Below are 23,082 nucleotides of genomic sequence, written 5' to 3' on the forward strand. Positions count from 1 at the left end.
GATTGAGATCAATTCTACAGCCGATTCAAAAACAAGCAACATTGATGTTTTTTGACCCAAATCAATACTTAAAGTGGGGATATAAGCTATATAATACCCAGCTCAACACGTATTGAAAATTAACACCAATAATGCCACATTCAGTGGGCAAGGAGACAGTAATGATCCAAGGTATCCAAATCACTAAAGCCGCCAATGACGACCTGCTTAACTCTATCTGGCTGATCGATAGCCAAACCAATCAAGCACGTTGCGTTGCGGCAGTCAAAGGCTATGAAGCAGACCAAGTCGTTGCGCTGAGCGAATTTGGCGATTATGAAAGTCGTGAAGTGGCGGTTGAAACCACTCCTCGTATTGAAGGTGGTCAACACCTAAACGTTAACGTACTAAAACGTGAAACGTTAGAAGATGCCGTCGCTAACCCAGAAAAATACCCACAATTAACCATTCGTGTTTCTGGTTATGCGGTGCGTTTTAACTCACTGACGACCGAACAACAACGCGATGTGATTGCACGTACTTTTACTGAATCACTATAATCGTGAGTTAAGTGGTTATCTTGATATGATAACCCTGAATATAAAAACGGCGTCTATGACTATAGACGCCGTTTTCTATTTATTCCGACACGACTTCGCATGACAGTTCGAGCGTAAACTCAATATTACAAAGCCACTAAGCGCGCTTTCAATTGGGCAAAATCCGCATCAAGCTGTTCAGAAAGCAAAGTCATCACGGCATGTTTAGCAAGCGGGGCAGGAAGATCAATATCGCTACCTAAAATATCATCAACCACTTCTTTAAACTTCGCAGGATGCGCGGTACATAAAAATAACCCGGTTTCACCTGGTTGTAATTGCTGAGTTAAGAGACGATAACCAATCGCACCATGTGGCTCACACAAATAGCCAAGCTCATTGAGTTCTTGTACCGCTTGAGCGCTTTCATTATCCAAGACTGAGCCTTTACCTAACGTATCTAAACCCCAGCTTTGTAATCGACATAGCTCTTCAATACGTGGCCAGTTGTTCGGCTGACTCACATCCATCGCATTGGCGGTGGTGGCGACGGTTGGTTTCGGATCCCATTTTCCCGTCTCAAGATAACGTGGCACGGTATCATTGGCATTAGTTGCGGCGATAAAACGTTTGACCGGTAACCCCATGGCTTTAGCAAATAAGCCAGCCGTCAAATTACCAAAATTACCGCTAGGGACACTGATGACTAAGTTTTCTCGCTCCGCTTTACTAAGCTGAGCAACCGCTTCAAAGTAATAACAAATTTGCGCCATTAAGCGACTAATATTAATCGAGTTAGCTGAATTAAGGCCGATTTGCTGACGCAGATCGGCATCATCAAAGGCTTGCTTGACTAGTGCTTGGCAAGCATCAAAGTCACCGTTCACCGCAATGGTATGAATGTTGCCGCCTAGGGTACAAAATAGCTTTTCTTGTAACGGACTAATTTTTCCTTTCGGGTACAAAATCACCACATTAATGTTAGGCATACCATAAAAAGCATGGGCAACAGCCGCTCCTGTATCACCGGATGTCGCAGTGAGAATAGTAATTTTACCGCCATCAGAGACCGCCGCAAGAGATTGAGCCATGAAGCGACCACCAAAATCTTTAAACGCTAGCGTCGGTCCATGAAAAAGCTCTAATGCATAAATACCTTGGTTGATCGCTTTAATCGGCGCGGGAAATTGGAACGCCTGATTGACCATCTCAGTCACTTTTTCCGTGGCCAGTTCATCACCAATTAACGCAGATAAAATTTTACTGCTACGCGAGATAAAATCTTCATCTAATAGCGCGTCAATATCACTAAATTTAGGTAACTCAGCAGGGAAAAACAACCCCTGATTACGACCTAAGCCTTGGCGAACGGCTTGAGCAAAAGAGACTTGTTGATCATTTTCTTTGATGTTGTACAGCTTCATAATTGACTTCCTGTTACTTGTGATCCTTGCTTGTCTAGACGACAAATATGCACGAATCCTTGTTCATTTTGTAAATAATTTTTTTCAAGCCACTTCGCAACGCGCTCGGCAACGTCTTGCTGCTGACAAATACTAAATAAAGTTGGGCCACTACCTGAAATCCCCGTGACCAGAGCCCCGGCAGATTTGGCATACTCGCGGGCTTGGCTAAAACCGGGTAACAGTTTTTCACGATATGGCTCAGCAATCACATCTTTGATCATCGTGGCAGCCAATTCCGGTTGCTGAGTATGGCAGGCATGGATAAAGCCAGCCAGATGACGGCCATGAGCAATCACATCTTGACGACGATATTGAGCGGGTAAAATAGCCCGAGCTTCAGCGGTTGAAACTTTGATCCCAGGGTAAGCCATGACCCAAAACCACTGATCAAAACCCGGTACAGGTTGGCTGATTATGCCTTGCTCCTCAATCATCAACTGCAAGCCACCTAAGTAGCATGGTGCGACATTATCATAATGAATGCCACCGGAGATTTTTCCTTCCATTTCCCCCATTAATGCCAGTAATTCAGTCTCGTTCAATGGTTGGCCATGAAAGCGATTTAAGGCATCGAGCGCGGCAACAATTGAACAAGCGCTAGAACCAAGTCCAGATCCAATCGGCATATTTTTCTCTAGGGTCATCACGAGAGGCTTTGCGGCGATCTGCTTGATGGTTAATTCACGAACAAACACCGTCCAACAGTCATAAACAATATTTTGCTCAGGATCGCTAGGCAGTTTATCGACAAAGCGCCCCGCGGTTTTGAGTTCAAAAGGCAGGCTTCCCGCTTGAACGCACACTCGGTCGCCTAATAAACTGCCATCAATCGGAGAGACGGCGGCACCCAGAACATCAAAACCGACGCTCACATTCCCAATCGAGGCTGGCGCGTAAACTACTACACTCATATCACTTGAACTCATCGCTTAAACCCCTAACTTCCAGCCTAATGTCCGCATCACATCGGCAAAAACACCCGCAGCTGTGACCTCAGTACCAGCACCATAGCCACGAAGTACCAACGGGATCGGCTGATAATAACGGCTGTAAAATGCCAGTGCATTCTCACCATCTTTGACCTTAAACATCGGGTCGTTTTCATCAACCATCGCGAGACGAACTTGACAACGCCCAGCGCAAATTTCTGCTACGTAGCGAAGTACACGGCCTTGCTGACGCGCTTGATCAACTAACTGTGCAAAATAGTGGTCAGCTTGTGGTAAACGAGCAATAAACGCTTCAACACTGCCTGAAGCATCAAAACCCGGTGGTAAAGCTGGCTCAACCTCGACATCATTCAGTTCAAGCGCTAAACCAGATTCACGAGCCAAAATTAGTAACTTACGCGCTACATCAATCCCAGACAAATCATCTCGGGGATCCGGCTCAGTAAAGCCTTTCTCTTTGGCTAATAACGTCGCCTGACTAAAAGTCAGTCCCTCATCCAATTTACCAAAAATAAACGAGAGAGAACCGGATAAAATACCGTTAAATTGCTCAAGTTCATCCCCTGCGGCAATCAAGTTTTGTAAATTTTCAATAACCGGTAGACCAGCCCCGACGGTAGTTTCATACATTAATTTACGGCGCGACTGACGAGCTACATTACGTAATTGCTGATAGTAAGCCATGCTACCTGTATTGGCTTTTTTATTAGGCGTCACCACATGAAAGCCTGCGGCAAGAAAATCGGCATATTGGCTAGCAATCACTTCGCTAGACGTACAATCAACTAATACTGGATTAATAATATGATTACGTTGAACCAGAGCGGTTAAATTGGCTAAAGAGAAAGCCTCCGTCGCGGCGCTCATTCTGTCTCGCCAATGATCTAATGGCAGGCCGTCAGCATCGAGTAATAACCCTTTACTATTCGCTAAACCACAGACGCGGATCACGATACCTTTGGCAGCAAGTTTGGTTTGTTGACGATAAATTTGATCCACCAGTTCACCGCCAACACCACCGATGCCAACCACAAACACATCAAGAAAATGTTTTGAGTTAAACAAGTTTTCATGACACGCTTTAATGGCAGGTGAGACTTTATCTTCTGGGATCACTGCAGAAATCGCTCGTTCGGAAGAGCCTTGAGCAATGGCAACAATGTTGACATGTGCTTCGGTTAACGAAGCAAAAAACTGCGCCGCCACGCCACGTGAGGTGCGCATGCCATCACCAACCAATGTAATGATCGACAAATCGTTCATAAACTCAACCGGCTCCAACAAGCCTTCTTTTAGTTCCAACTCAAATGCTTCGGCTAATGCTTGTTGAGCTAACCGTTTATCTTGGGCTTCAATACAAAAGCTAATGCTGTATTCAGAAGACGACTGAGTGATCAAGACAATCGATACCCCAGCAGTAGACATTGCACCGAATACACGACTCGCCATACCAACCATGCCCTTCATACCCGGTCCGGATACGTTAACCATGGTCAAATGATTCAAGGTCGTGATGCCTTTGATCGCCAGTTGATCTTCACCCGTATCTTGACCAATTAATGTCCCCGCCCCTTGCGGATTAAAGCTGTTTTTGATCAAACATGGGATATGGAATTGAGCGATTGGGGCGATAGTTTTGGGGTGCAACACCGAAGCACCAAAATAAGACAACTCCATTGCTTCTTGATAGCTAAGCGACTTGAGTAAGCGAGCATCGGCAACCAAACGAGGGTCACAGTTATACACGCCATCAACGTCGGTCCAGATTTCACAACATTCTGCGCGTAAACACGCCGCCAATACTGCCGCCGAATAATCCGATCCATTACGCCCTAAACAAACCAGCTCACCTTTTTTATTACCTGCGGTGAAACCAGGCATGATATGGACATGTTGCTTGGGTAATGGGGACTGTAAAAAGTTTTGTGTCGAAAGTTCAACATCGACCATGGCTTCCAGATAATCACCTTTAGCGATGAGATACTGAACTGGATCAATTAAATTGACCGCTAAACCTTTGGCTTGGATGACCGCTTTCATTAGCTGTATAGAAATACGCTCACCTTTACTGATGATCCGCGCATTGACATTATCAGGACACATGCCTAACAGATGAATACCATGCACAAACTGACGCAGTTGAGTCATAGATTGCTCTACTTGTCGATGATAAGCAGCGCCGTCTATCTTGGGGAGCTGAGCTTGAATATCACTAAACAAACGTTGGAATGACTGTTCCAGTTCAAGCACTTGCCTTTCAACATCACCATGACGTAACGCCGTATCGATAATCGCCACTAGCTTATTGGTGGTTTTACCCGGTGCTGAAAGCACAATGGCCACGTCTTCTTGTTGAGCATTGTTAACGATAATATCGGCCGCTCTCAATAGACGTTCAGCATCCGCTAATGATGAACCTCCAAATTTTAATACTCGCATCCCTTTCTCCAAACTCGTCAAAATAATAGGTATAAAAAAAGGCCTGTATCGGTGGGGATACAGGCCTTTTTCTTGTGAAATTTTACGCTCAGCAGCCCGCCCCAACATGCGTAGTGTCGGTGGTAATAATGGTGGTGGTCATTACTAGGCTGAACAATGTCATCACGATGATAAATCACTTTCTGTGGGCGTTTATCTACGTTTACCTTATTTCTTGTTGCAGAGTCAATAAAAAGTTTAACATTCTATGCATTTTAAATAATCATTCGCTCAATAAAGATAAACAAAACCGAGCTTTATCACCCATCCATTAATCATAGAGATAAATTCAAGATAATTTCTCTCTGCAAAGCGGGGAATTTTATGCTTAAATAGTGTTCAACGTGAAACAAAGCTCGGTAACAAGGAGGATACCATGCGCATACTGATCGCTCTGTCTGGCTTATGGCTAGCATTAAGCGCCCACGCGGTAACGCTCCCCTCCTTACCTTCTGAGCCCTCCCGCTCTGCGCACACCGTTTTTCTCTACAGTGACCCCAATAGCCAAACTTTCGATAGTTGGGTAATTGATAGTGGCTACGCTTACAATCTCTTTCGTAACGTTGATCTTTATGTCGGTGCGAGGATTAACTCATCAAGCGCCTCAATCAATGGCGCTAGTAATGGCTTTTTAAGCGGTGTGAGTTACAAAGTTAACGAGCGAATCTCGGTTAAGAGTACCCTTTATTCATCGACAAAATACGATGACCAAAAACGTCGCTATGACGCCTTTTCAGCAGAGCTATCAAGTCGCCTACGTCTATCGGAAAACTTAGATTTACACGCCACCCTTGACTATCAAGAATGGCAACAGGGTATTGAGTTCGGCATCGGCTTTCGGTTTTAAGCCAACGTTAGCGATTGCTCAGAGAGTAAAATGCCATTCCAATCGGCATACAGATAATCCCCAGGTTGAACCATTTGGTTGTGCAAAGTTAGAGTCACATTGACCTCTCCTGCACCACGCTTGTCAGTTTTAAAGGGCGAGGTACCTAACGCTTTAATCCCTAAATCCATTTGTGACATCGCCACAACATCGCGGATGGCACCATTAATGATCACGCCTTCCCAACCGTTTTCAATTGCCATGATCGCAACTTGATCGCCCATTAAGGCTTTTTGGCAAGAACCATTACCATCAACAACCAAAACTTTACCTTTACCTGGTTGACTGAGAATCTCTTTGACTTTTGAGTTATCATGATAGCAACGTACAGTGACTATCTCTCCCCAAAATGCACTACGCATGCCAAAATTTTGTAGTGGTAGGTTAAGTAGCGTAACTTGTGATGGGTACTTATCACACAGATCCGGTGTTATATCGTTCATTGTTCCTCCATGATTCTAATCGCCCAACGACAAGAAGTGGTAACATCGCGAGTAAGTGTATGTGTCTTAATCAGCGCCAATAATAATCAACTTGCTGATCGAGTACTCACACCCACCGCTACCGTTTCAAATCGCAAGGAATAAGTAAATCTGTTACATGACTCGGTTTAAGGTGATGTGATTTTGCTTGATAATAACCCTAAATTGAATCGTTGATGATCAAGGCAAGATTGCAAAATAAGTTGTCCATCTTGTACGTAATAAAGCGCATTTTGCGCAAACTGGCCAGCTAAAACCACCGCGTCAGCGAGAGGCATCACGACCGCAAAACTCTCTTCATACCAACTAAAATCATCATTACCAACGATAACATCGGTCAAATCATAGCCGATTAAAGTTTGCTGTAAACGTCGATTATTTCGCCGATTCTCATCTTCTGACAAGCGAACACTTCGTGGGTTACATGCGGTAATAATCGCAAAATTCCCTTCAATACTCCTTGTTGGGAACACCAGCGTGACTTGAGTGTAAGCGTACCATAGGTTTTCATTGATCATCTCTTTTTACATCTCGTTATTACTATTCATATCTGTTACATTGCAACTCTTGATATAAATCAACAAAGTGATTGGAATTAACATTTGGACGTTGTTAGCATGCTGTTAACATTATAGAATCCGCTCAAAGGCTAATAGAAGTGAAAGGTGATGGATCTTTATAGCAAATACACCAAGGACGGCGGCAGTTGAGGTGATTTTTCAAGATACTTTGATTTATTATCAACATAAAGTTTCTTGTATGTTATGTTTTTGCCTAGAATAAGTTCTATTAGTACAATTTTTTCACAAGTTTAGGTACCGCCAAATGCAAACCCCGCAGATTCTTATCGTTGAAGACGAGCAAGTCACTCGCAACACATTAAAAAGTATTTTTGAAGCAGAGGGATACGCTGTTTTTGAAGCCAGTAACGGTGAAGAGATGCACCAAATACTGTCGGATAATCCCATTAACTTAGTCATCATGGACATTAACCTACCGGGTAAAAACGGCTTACTGCTTGCTCGTGAGCTTCGTGAACAAGCTGATGTTGCGTTAATGTTTTTAACCGGCCGTGATAATGAAGTTGATAAAATTCTAGGCCTTGAAATTGGTGCTGACGATTACATCACCAAACCTTTTAACCCTCGTGAATTAACCATCCGTGCGCGTAACTTATTGAGCCGTTCAATGAATGCCAACGTTGCTCACGAAGAAAAGCGTTCGGTTGAAAAGTATCAATTTAATGGCTGGGTATTGGATATCAATAGTCGTTCTTTGATCAGCCCACATGGTGAAGGTTACAAGCTGCCACGTTCAGAATTCCGTGCTCTGCTTCATTTCTGTGAGAATCCGGGGAAAATTCAAACTCGTGCCGATCTATTGAAGAAAATGACCGGTCGTGAACTTAAGCCTCATGATCGCACCGTTGACGTTACCATCCGTCGTATTCGTAAGCATTTTGAATCGATCTCTGGTACACCAGAAATCATCGCGACCATTCATGGTGAAGGCTATCGCTTCTGTGGCGATATCACTGAGTAAGCGAGTATGTGATTAAAAAAGCCTCGACAGATGATCGAGGCTTTTTTATGGTTATCATGCCGAAATCACTGGGTCTACAGGTGCTCGCGAATTTTTTAGAGCAGCCGCGAAGCGAGACATGAATCAATCGCTATATGCATAGATGACGAGATGTTCGAAGCGAAAGAGCCGCTAGTTTTAAAGTCCACTCTAAAGTCAACAGACCCTAGGTATTCGTTAATAGACTTTATCAATCGATACTTGATGCTCGACTAACCACGTCTTACCTAAACTGTCTTGTACCCCCAGCGCCACACTCACTGGACGGTTAATATCCACCGATAGCGTGCTGTTAAATACCACTTCCCAATTATTTTCGCTTGGTGTACGAAGTTCTAACTCAGAGCCAGCAAGCGACCAGATCTCATCTCCTTGTCTGAACACTAATTGAAACAGGGTTAAATCCGCTGGCAATTGACCTGAAGTTTCTAACACTAGAGTACCGTTTAAATTGTCGGTAAAATCGAGCTCAGTAGCCTCCTCAGTTAATGCTATTTTAGGCATCCTATCGGTCCATAAGTTGCTTTTTAGCTGAATAGCGGTCTGAGAAAATAGTGCCGCATTACTTGCCTGCCAATTGACTTGCGGCGACGTTGCACACGCTGACAATAAAAATGTGAGTATCATTAAGCCATATTTTTTCATATTATCTCCTTTGCTCTAACCACTGTTTTAACACCTGAATATCATTACGGTATTCATTTTTTATTTCATCGACCCAATCGGTAATATTTTCCCACCATGCTGGCGCATCGGGAGACTGAGCTTTTTGTGCAACGTTTTGAATTCGTTTTAAGCCGATGGAGCCTGCTGCACCTTTAATTTTATGAGCCTCAGAGACAATGCCAGCTTGATCTTTCGCCACCATATTAGAATCCAAGACCTCTAAATAACTCGGCATCATTTTTTCAAGCATCTCAACGCTTTCTAACATAGGTTGAGGCCCGACAATATCGAGATAAGAGTTTAACATGTCGAGATCGAGCAAACGGCCACATAACTCTTGATAACAAGGCTCTGCAAGATCAACATCAGGGATATTCGTAGCCTCGGTCTGAAATGGCTGCTGAGCAATGACTTTACTGATCACCGCTTGCACCGCTTGCACCGAAAGCGGCTTACTTATCGCATCATCTAATCCTTGGGTTTGATACTGCTGCTTATCTTTCAAGACATTGGCGGTCAACGCAACGAGTGGTGGTAATGAGGAGTAAGTCTCTCGATAAAACTGCGCCACATCAAACCCGGTCATATCCGGCAGTTGGATATCTAAGAAAACCAAATCAAACTGATCGGGCATAAATCGTTGTTTAGCTTCTTCACCGGTCATAGCGACCGTAACCTGATGGCCTAAGCTCTCTAACAGTGAGCGAGCAACCGTGACATTAAGCTCAATATCTTCCACCATAAAGATACGTAAACTTTTTTGTGGAGTTAGGCTTAATTGCGGCTTATCAGGAGGACTCACTAAGGGCACTCGGATAGTCACCGTAAAGGTACTGCCGAAGCCCTCTTCGCTGCTTACCTCGATATCACCAGCCATTAAATTAATTAATTGGCGCGAAACCGCAAGACCAATGCCCGTTCCTACAGCATGGAGGTTATCTTTGCCAGATTTAACCTGATAATACATGGCAAAAATCTTATCCAATTCATCTTCAGGGATGCCAATACCGGTATCTTCTATTTCCATGGTGATGTCAGCAGAACCTGGATGAATATCCGCACTGACACTCATCACTACGCCACCTTCTTTGGTGAACTTCATGGCGTTACTCATTAAATTCCACAGCACTTGGCGCAAGCGTGTTGCATCGACTTCAATCCAAGTCGGCAGCTCGGTTAAGCGCTCCAAATCAAAACGCAGTCCTTTTTGCTCTGCCATTAAAGCAGACAGGCTTTCTAGCTCAGCGACAAATTCGACAAAGTTTAAAGGGGCGGGTAACAGCTCTAACTTACGTCGGTCGAATTTATCCATATCAATAATATCGTTAAAAATATGACCCAGCGTAATCGCACTGACTTGAATGGTTTGCATATGCTTACGCTGTTCATCCGTTAGTTGGGTATCAAGTAACATTCGACTTAAACCGACAATACCATTAAGTGGCGTGCGTAATTCATGACTGATGGTCGAAATAAAGGTGGTTTTATCACGGCTGGCTTTTTCTAGCGATTCTTGATGACGCTTACGTTCAGTAATGTCTCGTCCAAAACCCACTAAACCTAGATGACGGCCCTCTTTACTATAAAAAGGCACTTTGCGCAGTTCAAAGAAGTGTTTACGCCCATCGGGATATTCAAGCCATTGCTCATAGGTAATGGCTTGATTATTCTTAAATACTTGCTGATCGGTTTCAACTATCGATTGAGCAATTTCCTTACGATACACATCCCAAGGTGTCAGACCGACTAATTGACTTTCCCGTTTCCCGGTTAGCTCTTCCATTGCTCGGTTACAGCCGGAAAATTCACCTTTCGCATTACGGTAATAAATTAAGTCCGGTGAGGCATCGATGAACGAGCGTAATAGCGCGGTACGTTCGGCCAATTCCAACTGCGTTTTCTCTCGTTGATACACTTCGTTTTCTAAATCAACCATCGCCTCTTCACGGGCTTCTTCGGCTTTAATTCGCTCTTCTATCTCCTGATTGAGTTTGACAATATTCTGCTGTAACTGTTGGTTAAGTTCTTGATCTCGCGAGCGCATATCTTTGAGCTTGGAGACTAACTTAGAGAGACGTTGTCGAGACTCTTCCAACTGATCGACCACGACTGATAAGAAATATACCGCCCACGGGGTGATCAATAGTCCAAAAAATACCGAACGTACAATATCAATGTCATCGACAAAACCTTTCAAAACCAGCGTAATTCCGACTTGGACTACCACCGCTAAGGCAACCAACGCTAAAGCCAGTAAAATTGAAAAACGTAAAATACCCAATTTAACAAGTAGATCGACGTAGTATTGAGCTAAGTTTTTTATCGGTTTCATTGCAGGTTCCGCATAGATAATGGCCGTGACGCTAAGTGAGTTTCAAAACCGCGGCTCAGCGCTAATCCAACAGCGCTTTCAGATAAAAAGCCTGTGATTAAAAAGACTTAAAAGATAAAGATACCAGCTTCTCAAATCAGGATCTGCAACTATTCTAAGAGTTTGCCTAGCGTAACGCAGTAAATTGCGTTTAAAAGTGAGCGGCTTATTTTTTGTTGGTCGGATTAATGTATTGGAAAGGACGCCCGATTAATGAACCTTGCGCGCCATCTTTTGCTAATCGCCGGCCAATCTCAGTCATCGCCAGCCAACGATTCTCACACCAGAGAGGAGCCAACAACGTAGGACGGCGAGCGGCAGAAGAGACTCGATGATAAACCACTTCAGGTGGCGTTAAGCGAATGAGGTGGCTGGCAATCGTGACGTACTCTTCTAATGTTGGCGCAACTAACTTCCCTGCCCGCCACGCTTTGGCCATCGTACTCCCATCAACAATATGCAAACCATGCAACTTGATACCATCTGTTCCCACTTCAACGACTTGCTGTAATGTCGCCACATTATCGCTTGCCGTTTCTTTAGGTAGCCCAACGATTAAATGAGTACAGATTTTAATACCAAGCGCTCTTGCTCTTTGAGCGATCGATTGATAACAATCAAAATCATGACCGCGATTAATGCGCTTTAAAGTACTATTATTTGCGGTCTGCAAACCCAATTCTAACCAAACTTCGAACCCTTGCTGCACATAATCATGCAACAGTTCCAATACCGCATCCGGGACGCAATCAGGGCGAGTGCCCACACACAAACCGACAATATTGGCACTTTGCAACGCTTGTTGATACATGGCTTTTAACACCTGAACTTCGGCATAAGTGCTGGTATAGGCTTGGAAATAAGCTAAGTATTTATTGGCACGCTGAACTTCACCCGCTCTTTCTTTTAGCTGATCAGCAATACTTTGCTTTTGGGTATGTTCATCAACAAAAGAGGCAACATTACAAAATGTGCATCCGCCTCGACCAATGGTGCCATCTCGATTAGGACAACTAAAACCACCATGCAACGTCAGTTTATGGACTTTCTCACCATAGCGGCGTTGAAGATCTTGCCCTAATGTGTTTACTAATTGATGCAGTTGCATAACGAATACCCAAGCTGTGAATACAAATAACTCTCACTTCGATCTATGTAATTAAATTACATCGAAAGGAATAAATAGTAAGCGTATGAGATAGATACCGCGTGGTGCAAAATCAATAAACATTCATTAAATCTGCATTTAGCTAACTTTGTTTGAAAAATGTTGCGCTGATTATGCAGAGACTGAGAAAAAGGCGCAAAAAAGACCGAGTTTTTCATTGCATTTACGGCTAACAAAATTGTAGGATAGTTACAGTTTCATGACGATTTTTGTTTGTTTTATTACAAATAAGCTCAGGAAACGTCGGCGATATTCCATTCCTACCTATATAAACCACTATAAAATGTGGTTAAACAGAGGAATATCACTAAGGATTGTTTTTCTCACACTATATATTTCCTGTGAGAGACGGAAGGGATGCGAGTCGGTCAGCATAGATCGATTTAAATGGATAACAATAAGGATAGATGCAGTGCTGGGGCTTGCCTTGGCTTGCTTGTGTCCAACTGAACTGGAAGGATGTATCTATGGTTAATAGAGAACAAAGTTCGCAAGGTCTGTATACGCCAGAACTCGAGCATGACGCTTGCGGCATCGGTTTTGTTGCTCACCTCAAAAACCGTAAATCACACCATGTCGTGACTCAAGCCCTAGATATGCTAGCGCGCATGGAACATCGTGGCGGACAAGGTTGTGACCCTTGTAGCGGTGACGGAGCGGGTATTTTACTGCAGAAACCTCACGAATTCCTCTTAGAGGAAGCGGTAAAACTGGGAATTAAACTACCGTCATTTGACCAATACGGCGTCGGCGTCGTCTTGTTTCCAAGGGATGAGCACAAACGCGCTCAATGTCGTGATATTTTAGAGCGTAATGCTAAGCGCCTTGATCTTGATGTCCTCGGTTATCGTAAACTGCCAACCGACAACAGCATGCTCGGTGCCGATCCACTCAGTACTGAGCCTTATTTTGAACATGTTTTCATCTCAGCCGGTCCAGGAAGTACGCCGCAAGAATTGGAACGCAAACTCTACGTTCTGCGTAACTATACCGTTCGCGTTTGTCTCGAAAGCGTTTCTAATATTGGCGATGATTTTTATATCAACTCGCTCTCCTATAAAACGCTGGTTTATAAAGGTCAGTTAACCACTGAGCAAGTTCCGCAATATTTTCTCGATCTACAAAACCCAACCATGGTTACCGCCTTGGCTCTGGTGCATTCACGTTTTTCCACCAATACCTTCCCAAGATGGCGTTTAGCGCAGCCGTTTCGTTACATTGCCCATAACGGCGAAATCAATACCGTACGCGGTAACTTGAACTGGATGAAAGCCCGCGAAGCTATTTTACAATCCAATCTCTTTACCCAAGCAGAAATTGATATGCTGCTGCCGGTTTGTCAGGAAGGCGCGTCAGACTCTGCTAACTTTGATATGGTGTTAGAGTTATTGGTGCTATCGGGCCGCACTTTGCCGCACGCATTGATGATGATGATCCCCGAAGCGTGGCAAGAAAATAAAACCATGGATCCCAAGCGTCGTGCCTTTTATCAATATCATGCCAATATCATGGAACCATGGGATGGCCCAGCCTCAGTGTGCTTTACCGATGGCGTACAAGTAGGCGCAACCTTAGATAGAAACGGCCTACGCCCCTCTCGTTATACCGTCACTAAAGACGATTTTTTGATCATGGCCTCTGAATCTGGTGTGGTAGAAATCGATCCCGCTAATGTCGAATATCGTGGTCGCTTACAACCCGGACGCATTTTTGTCGCCGACCTTGAACAAGGGCGAATCATTTCTGATGAAGAAGTCAAAGATGGCATCGCTAACGCGCAGCCTTATGAAAAATGGGTAGAAGATAACTTACTGAGCCTAAAAAAGCTGCCTGAGGCCGATAACGTTCACAGTCAGCCTTCACCTGAGCGCCTGCTCCATCGTCAGCAAGCGTTTGGGGTCAGCAGTGAAGAAGTCAACGACATTATCTTTACCTTAGCGGAAACCGGCTATGAGCCTCTTGGCTCAATGGGAGCCGACTGGCCAGTGGCGGTGCTGTCGCATCAGTCTCAGCATCTATCAAACTACTTTAAACAGTTGTTTGCGCAGGTAACCAACCCGCCGATCGATCCGATCCGCGAACGGATGGTCATGTCGCTCAATACCTATATTGGTCGTGATCAAAACCTACTCGCTGAATCTCCGGTTCATTGTCGTAAAGTCGAGCTAGAATCACCGGTGATTTCTAATGCCGAATTAGAAAAACTGCGCGCGATTGATAATGAGCACCTGCAAGCTAAAACACTGGATATTGTTTTTCAAGCCAGTGAAGAGCCAGGCAAACTTGAGCGAGCACTCAAACGCATCTGCCAATACGCTGAAGATGCGGTGATCGATGGCTATTCCATCATTCTTCTTACTGACCGCGCGGTAAATTCTAACCATGCCGCGATTCCAGCGATGCTGGCTGTCGGTGCTGTCCATCATCATCTGATCCGTAAAGGACTACGCTCTAAGTGCGGTATTGTGGTTGAAACTGGGGATGCGCGCGAAACTCACCATTTTGCTACCTTAGTCGGCTATGGTGCCAATGCGGTGAACCCGTATTTAGTGGTCGAAACCATTGTCGATTTGCAGCGTCGCAATAAGCTGGATACTGACGTTGAGGTGAATAAATACTTCGAAAACTATCGTAAAGGGATCAATGCTGGCCTATTGAAAATTTTCTCAAAAATGGGCATCTCAACTTTACAGTCCTACCATGGAGCACAAATCTTTGAAGCCTTAGGGATCAGTAAATCGGTGGTAGACAAATACTTTACTGGTACTGTTACTCGTATTCAGGGCTTAACGTTAGACGATATCGCCAAAGAAGTGGTGGTTCGTCACCGTATTGGCTATCCGATTCGTGAAATCCCGTTACAAATGCTCGATGTCGGCGGTGTCTATCAGTGGAAACAGCGTGGTGAAAAACACCTGTTTAACCCAGAAACCATCCATTTACTGCAACACTCTACCCGTAATAAAGATTATCAACAGTTCAAGCAGTATGCTGCTGCTGTCGATAGCCAAGGGGATAAAGCGGTGACCCTGCGTAGTCAGCTAGATTTTATTAAAAATCCAGCGGGTTCAGTTGCGATTGAAGACGTCGAGCCGGTGTCGAGTATTGTGAAACGCTTTGCCACTGGCGCAATGTCGTTCGGATCGATTTCTCATGAGGCGCACTCAACATTAGCAGTCGCCATGAACCGCCTGGGCGCACGTTCCAATTCTGGTGAAGGGGGTGAAGATCCCGCGCGTTTCGTTCGTAAAGAGAATGGCGATTGGGAACGCTCAGCCATCAAGCAAGTCGCCTCTGGACGCTTTGGGGTTACCTCTTACTATTTGACCAACTGCGACGAAATTCAGATCAAAATGGCACAAGGAGCCAAGCCAGGTGAAGGCGGCCAGCTACCAGGAGATAAAGTCGATGATTGGATTGGCGCAACTCGTCACTCAACGCCAGGGGTCGGCTTAATTTCGCCGCCACCGCATCACGACATCTACTCCATTGAAGATTTGGCGCAGCTGATTTTTGACTTGAAAAACGCCAACCGTAAAGGGCGAGTCAACGTTAAACTGGTCTCTGAAGCTGGCGTGGGCACTATCGCTTCTGGTGTTGCTAAAGCGAAAGCGGATGTAGTGCTGATTGCAGGCCATGACGGCGGCACCGGCGCGTCGCCTATTTCATCGATTCGCCATACCGGCCTACCTTGGGAACTTGGTCTGGCTGAAACTCATCAGACACTACTTAAAAACGGTTTACGTAACCGCATCGTCGTACAAGCGGATGGGCAGATGAAAACCCCACGCGATATCGCTATCGCCACCTTACTTGGTGCAGAAGAATGGGGCGTTGCTACCGCCGCCTTAGTCGTGGAAGGTTGTATCATGATGCGTAAGTGTCATAAAAACACCTGCCCAGTCGGTATCGCAACTCAAAACAAAACCTTACGTGAACGCTTTGATGGCCGCGTGGAAGATGTGGTGACCTTCTTCCAATATATGGCACAAGGCCTACGGGAAATCATGGCTGAGCTTGGTTTTCGCACCATTGATGAGATGGTAGGGCAAGCGCAAAAACTCAAATTACGTGATGATGTGGGCCACTGGAAGTATAAGAACCTCGACCTTTCTCCCCTACTCTATCTTGAGCCAGCCCGTGAAGGTGATGGTATTTATTGCCAAAGCGCACAAAACCATAATTTGGAGCATGTCCTCGACCGTCAATTAATCCAGTTAGCGAAACCTGCGCTTGAACAAGGCTTAGCGGTGAATGCCGAACTGCCGATCATCAATACCGATCGCAGTACTGGCACCATGTTGTCGAACGAAATTTGTAAAGTCTATCAAGATCAAGGGCTACCTCAGCCTATGACGGTTAAATTTAACGGTAGTGCTGGGCAATCCTTTGGCGCTTTCTTGACCAAAGGAGTCCATTTTGAAGTCGAAGGTGATGCCAACGACTATTGGGGTAAAGGCTTATCTGGCGGAACCTTAGTACTCTATCCTAACCGCAATGCCAGCTTAATTGCCGAAGATAATATCGTGGTTGGTAACGTCTGTTTCTATGGCGCTACCTCTGGTGAGTCTTATATTCGAGGCTTAGCGGGCGAACGCTTCTGCGTGCGAAATTCTGGCGCTAAAGTGGTCGTAGAAGGTGTCGGCGATCATGGCTGTGAGTACATGACCGGCGGTATTGCGGTGATCCTTGGTTCAACCGGACGTAACTTTGCCGCAGGTATGAGTGGCGGTATCGCTTACGTGTGGGATAAAGCCGGTGATTTTTCACAAAAACTCAATCCTGAGCTGGTCGATCTCGATCCTATCGAAGCGGAAGATAAAGCGCTGTTAAAAGAGATGCTGACTAAACACGTTCAATTCACAGGAAGTGAAGTGGCACAAACATTCCTCAACAATTTTGAGCAAAGCTTAGCGACAATGATGAAAGTCATGCCTCGTGACTATAAAGCCGTGCTTGAAAAACGTAAGGAAGCCGCAGCGGCAATGGAAAAAGCGGAGGCTGTATAATGGGTAAAGCAACTGGATTTTTAGAGTTTGGTCGAGAACTGCCAAAAAAAATCGACCCTGCAGAGCGAATTAAACACAACCATGAGTTTGTGCTCAATAAAGAATTTGGTCACAAAATTAACCAACAAGCAGCTCGCTGTATGGATTGTGGAGTGCCGTTTTGTCATAGCGGCTGCCCGATTGGTAACATCATTCCAGAATTTAATGATGCGGTTTATCGCGATAGTTGGCAAGAAGCATGGCAAATCTTAAGCTCGACCAATAACTTCCCTGAGTTTACTGGTCGAGTATGCCCAGCGCCTTGTGAAACCTCATGCGTGCTTGGTATTAATCAAGATCCCATCACCATTTGTAATATTGAGAAAACCATTGTTGAGCGGGCTTATCAAGAAGGCTATGCCAAGCCCAAAACCCCTCGTGCTCGTACAGGCAAAAAAGTGGCTATTATCGGCTCTGGGCCGGCGGGATTAGCCGCAGCAGAGCAATTAAATAGCGCTGGACATCAGGTGACTGTGTTTGAGCGGGATGAAAAAGTTGGTGGTTTGCTGCGCTTCGGCATTCCTGACTTTAAACTCAGCATGGCCGTGATTGATCGCAAACTCGATCTTATGGCTCAAGCTGGGGTTGAATTTGTGGTTAATACTCATGTGGGGGTTGATATTAACGCGCAACAGCTACGCCAAGAGTTCGATGCGATTTTGCTGACTGGCGGCTCCACCGTACCACGTGATTTACCTATCCCGGGACGTGATTTGCAAGGCGTTTACTTTGCGATGCAGTTCCTCGGACAAAATAATCGCCGCGCTAACAATATGGATCTTAAAGGTGAAGAGATTCATGCCAAAGGCAAACATGTGGTGGTCATTGGTGGTGGCGATACCGGTTCAGACTGTGTCGGTACGTCTAATCGTCATGGCGCGGCGAGCATTACGCAAGTCGAGATCATGCCGATGCCACCAGAGAAACGTCCAGCCAATATGCCATGGCCACAGTATCCGATGATTTTACGCACATCGACCTCCCATGAAGAAGGCTGCGAAAGACATTGGAATATTCTGACCAAAGAATTTATTGGCAACGAGCAAGGTCAAGTGACTGGCCTAAGAATTGCCGATATTGTTTGGCAAGAGGCCGCGCCGGGACAACGCCCTGAGTTTCGCGAAGTGGCTGGCACTGAGCGAGTGATAGCTTGTGATATGGCGTTTCTCGCGATGGGCTTTTTACATCCAGAACCACATGGTGTACTCGCACAATTAGCGATAAAACTTGATGATCGCGGTAACGTGGCAACGGATAATTTTGCCACCAATCAAAAAGGGGTCTTTGCTGCTGGCGACATGCGCACTGGCCAATCACTGGTTGTACGCTGCATCAATGAAGGTCGTGAATCAGCCAGAGCGATTGATGCTTACTTGATGGGCAACACGCATCTTGAATCGATCAATGATTCTTTAATGTTATCGGCGTAAGCGCTTTATCTATACCCAAACAACTTAGCGTTGCAGGTAGGAAAGGGATATCTTAAACGGCTAACACCTTGTGTTAGCCTTTTTTATTGCTAAAAACATCGTCTCATTACTCAACCTTAACGGCCTTAGTCGTCAAACTAGAAAAATCATGACCTTAATAAACCAAAGATCGTCAATCAATCGTATAATTGGTTATCCTCAGCGACAAATATCAGCTATGCTCAAATTTTATTCGCTGTAGGAAAATGTCGTGAAGCCATTCATTATTATTGGGTTATCACTCCTTATCATTGCTTGTAGCCGAGGCGTTGCATCGAATATGACCGACCGAACAACCGACCTTTGTGGGAATAAACCCAACTGTGTCTCGACGGAAGAGTCGAGAGAAAAATTTTCTGTGGCACCGTTTATCCTGCGCCCAGGAGTGACCCTTAGCCAAATTGAACGTATTGCATTAACCTTACCCGGCGCTGAAGTCGTTGAAAAAGAAGAGAATTACTTACGAGTGGAATGCACTACACGTGTATTACGCTTTGTCGATGACTTGGAACTTAAACTGCAGCATGATCAGTTAAAAGTTCGTTCAGAGTCTCGAGTTGGCTATAGCGATTTTGGCGTTAATCGCCGTCGAGTTGAAACACTACGTGATAAAATGACGGCTGCTGGTTTGCTACAATAGTCTATTCAGCGGTTTACCTTTCTGCTTCATCTCGATCAAACCTAGCCGAGCATGATAAACTGCAGTGATTTTTATCCAATGAAAAGAGACATGACATGAAAATTGGCATCATCGGCGCGATGCAACAAGAAGTCGCCATCTTAAAAGACGCTCTCGAACAACGCCAAGAAGTCAGTCAAGGTGGCTGCACCTATTACAGCGGTAAGCTGCATGGTGTTGAGGTTATCTTGCTTCAATCTGGGATCGGTAAAGTATCTGCCGCGGTTGGCACCGCATTATTGCTCAATCAATATCAACCAGATGTGGTCATCAACACGGGTTCAGCCGGTGGTTTTGATCCTAGCTTAACCATGGGCGATGTAGTGATCTCTACTGAAGTCCGTCATCATGACGCCGATGTGACCGCTTTTGGTTACGAAATCGGGCAAATGGCTGGCCAGCCCGCTGCATTTCAGGCGGATGAGAAACTCATGTCAATCGCTGAACAAGCTCTGCAAACCATGGACAACAAACATGCGGTTCGTGGCCTGATTTGCACTGGTGATGCCTTTGTCTGCAGCGAAGAAAAACAAAACTTTATCCGTCAACATTTCCCAACCGCAGTAGCGGTCGAAATGGAAGCGGCGGCGATTGCCCAAACCTGCCATCAATTTGGTGTACCTTTTGTCGTGGTACGCGCCATCTCTGATGTCGCTGATAAAGCTTCACCGCTCTCTTTTGATGAGTTTTTGCCGCTAGCCGCGCAAAGCTCTTCAGCGATGGTGCTAAAAATGGTTGAACTACTAAAGTAGCCTGTTGTTCATGGATGAATTATTCAAACCCTTTTATGCCAATGGTGCCCTACTCGTAATGTGGGGTGCTTTGTTATTTCATTGGCTATTGCCGATACCTCGCGCTGCCCATCCGATTACCTTATGGCATAAATTTGCCGAAATATTAGCTGACAAAGTTAATAAACCGAGCAATTACCAACAAAGCTTAATTTCCGGCACGCTGGCTTGGCTGCTGATGATTATCCCTACCATTATGCTGTGCGTTGCTTTTCAGCCTTTGGTTTGGCATCCGCAACTGTTTGAATTAGCGTTATTGCTGTTAGCACTCGATTGGCGCAGTGCGGATAAACTTAGCCAGCAGATGAGTCAAGCACTGGCACAACAGGATAAACCGTTAGCTCGCCGTTTATTGGTGCCGTTTGTTAATCGTGAAACGTCGACGCTTTCCCCGGTCGGTTTAGGTAAAGCCAGTGTCGAAACCATCACTATGGGTATTGGCCGTAACCTGGTTGGGGTTCTATTTTGGTATGGATTAATCGGGGGGATCGGCGCGTTTATTTATCGTTTAATGGTTGAATTAGCCCGTTGTTGGTCTCCTTCTCGTACTCAATTTCAGCCGTTTGGTTTACCGATCATTCGCGCTGTCGCGTTACTCGATCTTATTCCTCTGCGTTTATTTAGTTTACTGATCCTGATGGGCGATAATATTAAATATAATTTGACGCAAACGCTCAACCAAAGTCGCTCTTGGCCGTTACCGGGGCCGGGATGGCTACTGTGTGCAGTCGGTAATAAATTACACTTAGCATTGGGCGGGCCAGCGATCTATGGTCAGCAAAAAGCGGTGCGCGCCAAAATTGGCGGGCGCATAGTGCCAGCAAGCCTTCATTTAGCTCAGTTACGCCAACTACTTACCCGTAGATTATGGCTTTGGCTTATTTTACAAAGCATTATGTTACTGCTCGTTTATCAAGGCGTATAAACATGCCACACCGATTCTTTCTCTTACTTCTGCTCTCTTGGCCTTTTTGCACTCTTTCTGCTGCGGAAAGGATCATTAGCTTAGCTCCCCATGCCACCGAGCTGGTTTTCGCGGCCGGACTAGGGGATAAGCTGATCGCGGTCAGTGACTATAGTGATTATCCTGAATCCGCCAAAACTCTGCCTCGAGTCGCCAATTATCAAGGGATCAATATTGAACGGATTCTGACCTTACAACCTGACTTGGTGATCGTTTGGCCTGAAGGCAATGCCATGCGTGAAGTGGAAAAATTGGCTCGTTTAGGCATTCCTTTGTTTTATTCTCATCCTAAAACACTGACTGATATTGCAGATGATATAGAGAAACTCAGTCAATACGCCAGCGATCCAACAAGAGGCATGCAAGCGGCCAATCAGTTTCGCCAGCAGCTTGCTCAACTCGGACAGAAATACGCTCACCTTGATAATGTGCATTATTTTTATCAATTAAGTGAGAAGCCCATCATCACCTTAGCGCAAGGCAGTTGGCCAAGTGAGATTTTTACTTTTTGTGGTGGGGTGAATATTTTCCAACATAGCACGGCCCCCTACCCTCAAGTCAGTATTGAACAGGTGCTACTCGCCAAACCAGAAGTCATCTTTACTTCAGAACAAGCGATGGCTCAAGGCACTATGTGGCAGCGCTGGAAAAACCAAATTCCCGCGGTAAAAAAAGGACAGATTACTAGCCTTAATGCTGATTGGCTCAACCGCCAAACCCCAAGATCACTGCTCGCCATTGAGCAAGTTTGCAATTATTTTGCCCAAATAGAAAAGTATTAACTAAAACAGCAAAAGTTGCATACAATGTGCTCCCATTCACTCATCCCAAATTAACAGGGAATGTTAAGCGAGCGACTCAACTTTGGATACTTCACTGCTCTACTTGATTGATATGTTTGGCACTGCGGTGTTTGCGATTTCAGGCGTACTACTTGCGGGGCGATTAAAGATGGACCCTTTCGGTGCGGTGGTTCTAGCCAGTGTCACTGCCATTGGTGGTGGAACCATTCGCGATATGGCGCTAGGTGCGACGCCGGTTTTTTGGATCACTGATACCACTTATTTATGGGTGATCTTCGCGACCTGCTTATTAACCATGTTGATTGTCCGTCGCCCTAAACGAGTCGCTTGGTGGATACTGCCCGTCTGTGATGCGGTTGGCCTGGCTGTATTTGTCGCTATTGGGGTTGAAAAAGCACTGATCTTCCAAGAATCAGCGTTAATCGCCATCATTATGGGGGTAATCACCGGCTGCGGTGGTGGCATCATCCGTGATGTGCTTGCTCGTGAGATCCCGATGGTATTAAGAAGTGAAGTCTATGCCACCGCCTGTATTGTCGGCGGCATGGTACATACCACCGCACTCGCTTTAGATTATAACAGTTCGAGCGCTTTCCTATGCGGGGTGATTTCAACTCTCGTCATCCGCTTATGCGCCATTCGTTGGCACTTATCACTGCCGACTTTTGCATTGACTAAATAATCCCTCCATCACCAGTCATCATGGCTGGTGATGCTCCATACGCAAGCTTTGTGACTTTAGTAGACGACACCGCGATGGTT

The 23,082-nt window shown here is 45.3% G+C and carries 18 protein-coding genes and 1 other annotated feature; of the genes, 10 read left to right on the plus strand and 8 right to left on the minus strand.

What is annotated here, in order from left to right:
* Positions 1-161 precede the first annotated feature (161 nt).
* Positions 162-539 carry an autonomous glycyl radical cofactor GrcA gene (gene grcA / locus CAG60_RS00215; RefSeq protein WP_004395921.1) on the plus strand — a complete coding sequence of 126 codons (378 nt, stop codon included), beginning with the start codon at positions 162-164 and terminating at the stop codon, positions 537-539.
* Between the two features lie 125 nt (positions 540-664).
* Here the strand turns inward: grcA and thrC are convergent, their stop codons facing one another.
* From thrC to thrA, 3 genes are read right to left on the minus strand one after another with little or no spacing between them, the layout of a single operon-like run.
* Complete coding sequence (gene thrC, locus CAG60_RS00220; protein ID WP_161438004.1) at positions 665-1,942, minus strand: threonine synthase; 1,278 nt, start codon at positions 1,940-1,942, stop codon at positions 665-667.
* Entirely contained in the window at positions 1,939-2,895 is a 957-nt protein-coding gene (gene thrB, locus CAG60_RS00225) for a homoserine kinase (RefSeq protein WP_161438005.1), read from the minus strand. Before thrB ends, thrC begins: the two co-directional genes overlap by 4 nt.
* Before the next feature lie 18 nt (positions 2,896-2,913).
* Positions 2,914-5,373, minus strand: coding sequence for a bifunctional aspartate kinase/homoserine dehydrogenase I (thrA, locus tag CAG60_RS00230; RefSeq protein ID WP_161438006.1), 2,460 nt, complete (start codon positions 5,371-5,373; stop codon positions 2,914-2,916).
* A 32-nt stretch (positions 5,374-5,405) separates the two neighbouring features.
* Positions 5,406-5,526, minus strand: a sequence feature (Thr leader region).
* Between the two features lie 262 nt (positions 5,527-5,788).
* Here thrA and CAG60_RS00235 point away from each other — a divergent pair.
* Positions 5,789-6,259 (plus strand): hypothetical protein, encoded by a 471-nt coding sequence (locus tag CAG60_RS00235; protein WP_161438007.1) that lies wholly within the window; start codon positions 5,789-5,791, stop codon positions 6,257-6,259.
* Here the strand turns inward: CAG60_RS00235 and CAG60_RS00240 are convergent.
* A complete protein-coding gene (locus CAG60_RS00240) occupies positions 6,256-6,741 on the minus strand; it encodes a putative 4-hydroxy-4-methyl-2-oxoglutarate aldolase (protein ID WP_040904670.1) in 486 nt (161 codons plus the stop codon). The two genes, CAG60_RS00235 and CAG60_RS00240, sit on opposite strands and share 4 nt — an antisense overlap.
* A 167-nt stretch (positions 6,742-6,908) precedes the next feature.
* Positions 6,909-7,298 (minus strand): DUF3293 domain-containing protein, encoded by a 390-nt coding sequence (locus tag CAG60_RS00245; protein ID WP_161438008.1) that lies wholly within the window; start codon positions 7,296-7,298, stop codon positions 6,909-6,911.
* Between the two features lie 307 nt (positions 7,299-7,605).
* Here CAG60_RS00245 and arcA point away from each other — a divergent pair, with 307 nt between their 5' ends.
* Complete coding sequence (gene arcA, locus CAG60_RS00250) at positions 7,606-8,322, plus strand: two-component system response regulator ArcA (protein WP_004395926.1); 717 nt, start codon at positions 7,606-7,608, stop codon at positions 8,320-8,322.
* 216 nt (positions 8,323-8,538) lie between these two features.
* On the opposite strand, the gene CAG60_RS00255 is transcribed toward arcA, so the two are convergent.
* The 3 genes from CAG60_RS00255 to CAG60_RS00265 all read right to left on the minus strand — a co-directional run bounded on the left by CAG60_RS00255 (position 8,539) and on the right by CAG60_RS00265 (position 12,506).
* Positions 8,539-9,006, minus strand: coding sequence for a hypothetical protein (locus tag CAG60_RS00255; protein WP_040904672.1), 468 nt, complete (start codon positions 9,004-9,006; stop codon positions 8,539-8,541).
* Between the two features lies 1 nt (position 9,007).
* A complete protein-coding gene (gene arcB / locus CAG60_RS00260) occupies positions 9,008-11,359 on the minus strand; it encodes an aerobic respiration two-component sensor histidine kinase ArcB (RefSeq protein ID WP_161438009.1) in 2,352 nt (783 codons plus the stop codon).
* A gap of 205 nt (positions 11,360-11,564) precedes the next feature.
* A complete protein-coding gene (locus tag CAG60_RS00265) occupies positions 11,565-12,506 on the minus strand; it encodes a TIGR01212 family radical SAM protein (RefSeq protein ID WP_154169087.1) in 942 nt (313 codons plus the stop codon).
* Positions 12,507-13,033: 527 nt separating this feature from the next.
* Between CAG60_RS00265 and gltB the strand changes: the two genes are divergently transcribed.
* The 7 genes from gltB (at position 13,034) to CAG60_RS00300 (ending at position 23,002) form a co-directional block, all read left to right on the plus strand.
* The gene (gene gltB, locus CAG60_RS00270) at positions 13,034-17,575 is read left to right on the plus strand and encodes a glutamate synthase large subunit (RefSeq protein ID WP_004395930.1); all 4,542 of its coding nucleotides are present in this window, start codon (positions 13,034-13,036) and stop codon (positions 17,573-17,575) included.
* Entirely contained in the window at positions 17,575-19,044 is a 1,470-nt protein-coding gene (locus tag CAG60_RS00275; protein ID WP_161438010.1) for a glutamate synthase subunit beta, read from the plus strand. Before gltB ends, CAG60_RS00275 begins: the two co-directional genes overlap by 1 nt.
* Positions 19,045-19,363: 319 nt before the next feature.
* Complete coding sequence (locus CAG60_RS00280; RefSeq protein ID WP_040904910.1) at positions 19,364-19,723, plus strand: DUF1499 domain-containing protein; 360 nt, start codon at positions 19,364-19,366, stop codon at positions 19,721-19,723.
* A gap of 95 nt (positions 19,724-19,818) precedes the next feature.
* Positions 19,819-20,514 carry a 5'-methylthioadenosine/S-adenosylhomocysteine nucleosidase gene (mtnN, locus tag CAG60_RS00285; protein WP_004395933.1) on the plus strand — a complete coding sequence of 232 codons (696 nt, stop codon included), beginning with the start codon at positions 19,819-19,821 and terminating at the stop codon, positions 20,512-20,514.
* Between the two features lie 10 nt (positions 20,515-20,524).
* Entirely contained in the window at positions 20,525-21,478 is a 954-nt protein-coding gene (locus tag CAG60_RS00290; RefSeq protein WP_161438011.1) for a cobalamin biosynthesis family protein, read from the plus strand.
* Positions 21,479-21,480: 2 nt separating this feature from the next.
* Positions 21,481-22,299 (plus strand): vitamin B12 ABC transporter substrate-binding protein BtuF, encoded by an 819-nt coding sequence (btuF, locus tag CAG60_RS00295; protein ID WP_161438012.1) that lies wholly within the window; start codon positions 21,481-21,483, stop codon positions 22,297-22,299.
* An 82-nt stretch (positions 22,300-22,381) separates the two neighbouring features.
* The gene (locus CAG60_RS00300) at positions 22,382-23,002 is read left to right on the plus strand and encodes a TRIC cation channel family protein (RefSeq protein WP_040904674.1); all 621 of its coding nucleotides are present in this window, start codon (positions 22,382-22,384) and stop codon (positions 23,000-23,002) included.
* Positions 23,003-23,082: the final 80 nt, after the last annotated feature.

It is taken from the genome of Vibrio sp. V33_P6A3T137 (assembly GCF_009904835.1).
In the GTDB taxonomy this organism is placed as follows: Bacteria; Pseudomonadota; Gammaproteobacteria; order Enterobacterales; family Vibrionaceae; genus Vibrio; species Vibrio metschnikovii.

Excerpts from the sequence above, each read along its gene's own strand:
- thrC (WP_161438004.1), bottom strand. The coding sequence starts at position 1,942 with ATGAAGCTGTACAACATCAAAGAAAATGATCAACAAGTCTCTTTTGCT.
- grcA (WP_004395921.1), top strand. The coding sequence starts at position 162 with ATGATCCAAGGTATCCAAATCACTAAAGCCGCCAATGACGACCTGCTT.
- thrB (WP_161438005.1), bottom strand. The coding sequence starts at position 2,895 with ATGAGTGTAGTAGTTTACGCGCCAGCCTCGATTGGGAATGTGAGCGTC.
- CAG60_RS00280 (WP_040904910.1), top strand. The coding sequence starts at position 19,364 with ATGACCGACCGAACAACCGACCTTTGTGGGAATAAACCCAACTGTGTC.
- arcA (WP_004395926.1), top strand. The coding sequence starts at position 7,606 with ATGCAAACCCCGCAGATTCTTATCGTTGAAGACGAGCAAGTCACTCGC.
- gltB (WP_004395930.1), top strand. The coding sequence starts at position 13,034 with ATGGTTAATAGAGAACAAAGTTCGCAAGGTCTGTATACGCCAGAACTC.
- CAG60_RS00290 (WP_161438011.1), top strand. The coding sequence starts at position 20,525 with ATGGATGAATTATTCAAACCCTTTTATGCCAATGGTGCCCTACTCGTA.
- CAG60_RS00240 (WP_040904670.1), bottom strand. The coding sequence starts at position 6,741 with ATGAACGATATAACACCGGATCTGTGTGATAAGTACCCATCACAAGTT.
- CAG60_RS00245 (WP_161438008.1), bottom strand. The coding sequence starts at position 7,298 with ATGATCAATGAAAACCTATGGTACGCTTACACTCAAGTCACGCTGGTG.
- thrA (WP_161438006.1), bottom strand. The coding sequence starts at position 5,373 with ATGCGAGTATTAAAATTTGGAGGTTCATCATTAGCGGATGCTGAACGT.
- mtnN (WP_004395933.1), top strand. The coding sequence starts at position 19,819 with ATGAAAATTGGCATCATCGGCGCGATGCAACAAGAAGTCGCCATCTTA.
- CAG60_RS00255 (WP_040904672.1), bottom strand. The coding sequence starts at position 9,006 with ATGAAAAAATATGGCTTAATGATACTCACATTTTTATTGTCAGCGTGT.
- CAG60_RS00275 (WP_161438010.1), top strand. The coding sequence starts at position 17,575 with ATGGGTAAAGCAACTGGATTTTTAGAGTTTGGTCGAGAACTGCCAAAA.
- arcB (WP_161438009.1), bottom strand. The coding sequence starts at position 11,359 with ATGAAACCGATAAAAAACTTAGCTCAATACTACGTCGATCTACTTGTT.
- CAG60_RS00265 (WP_154169087.1), bottom strand. The coding sequence starts at position 12,506 with ATGCAACTGCATCAATTAGTAAACACATTAGGGCAAGATCTTCAACGC.
- CAG60_RS00235 (WP_161438007.1), top strand. The coding sequence starts at position 5,789 with ATGCGCATACTGATCGCTCTGTCTGGCTTATGGCTAGCATTAAGCGCC.
- btuF (WP_161438012.1), top strand. The coding sequence starts at position 21,481 with ATGCCACACCGATTCTTTCTCTTACTTCTGCTCTCTTGGCCTTTTTGC.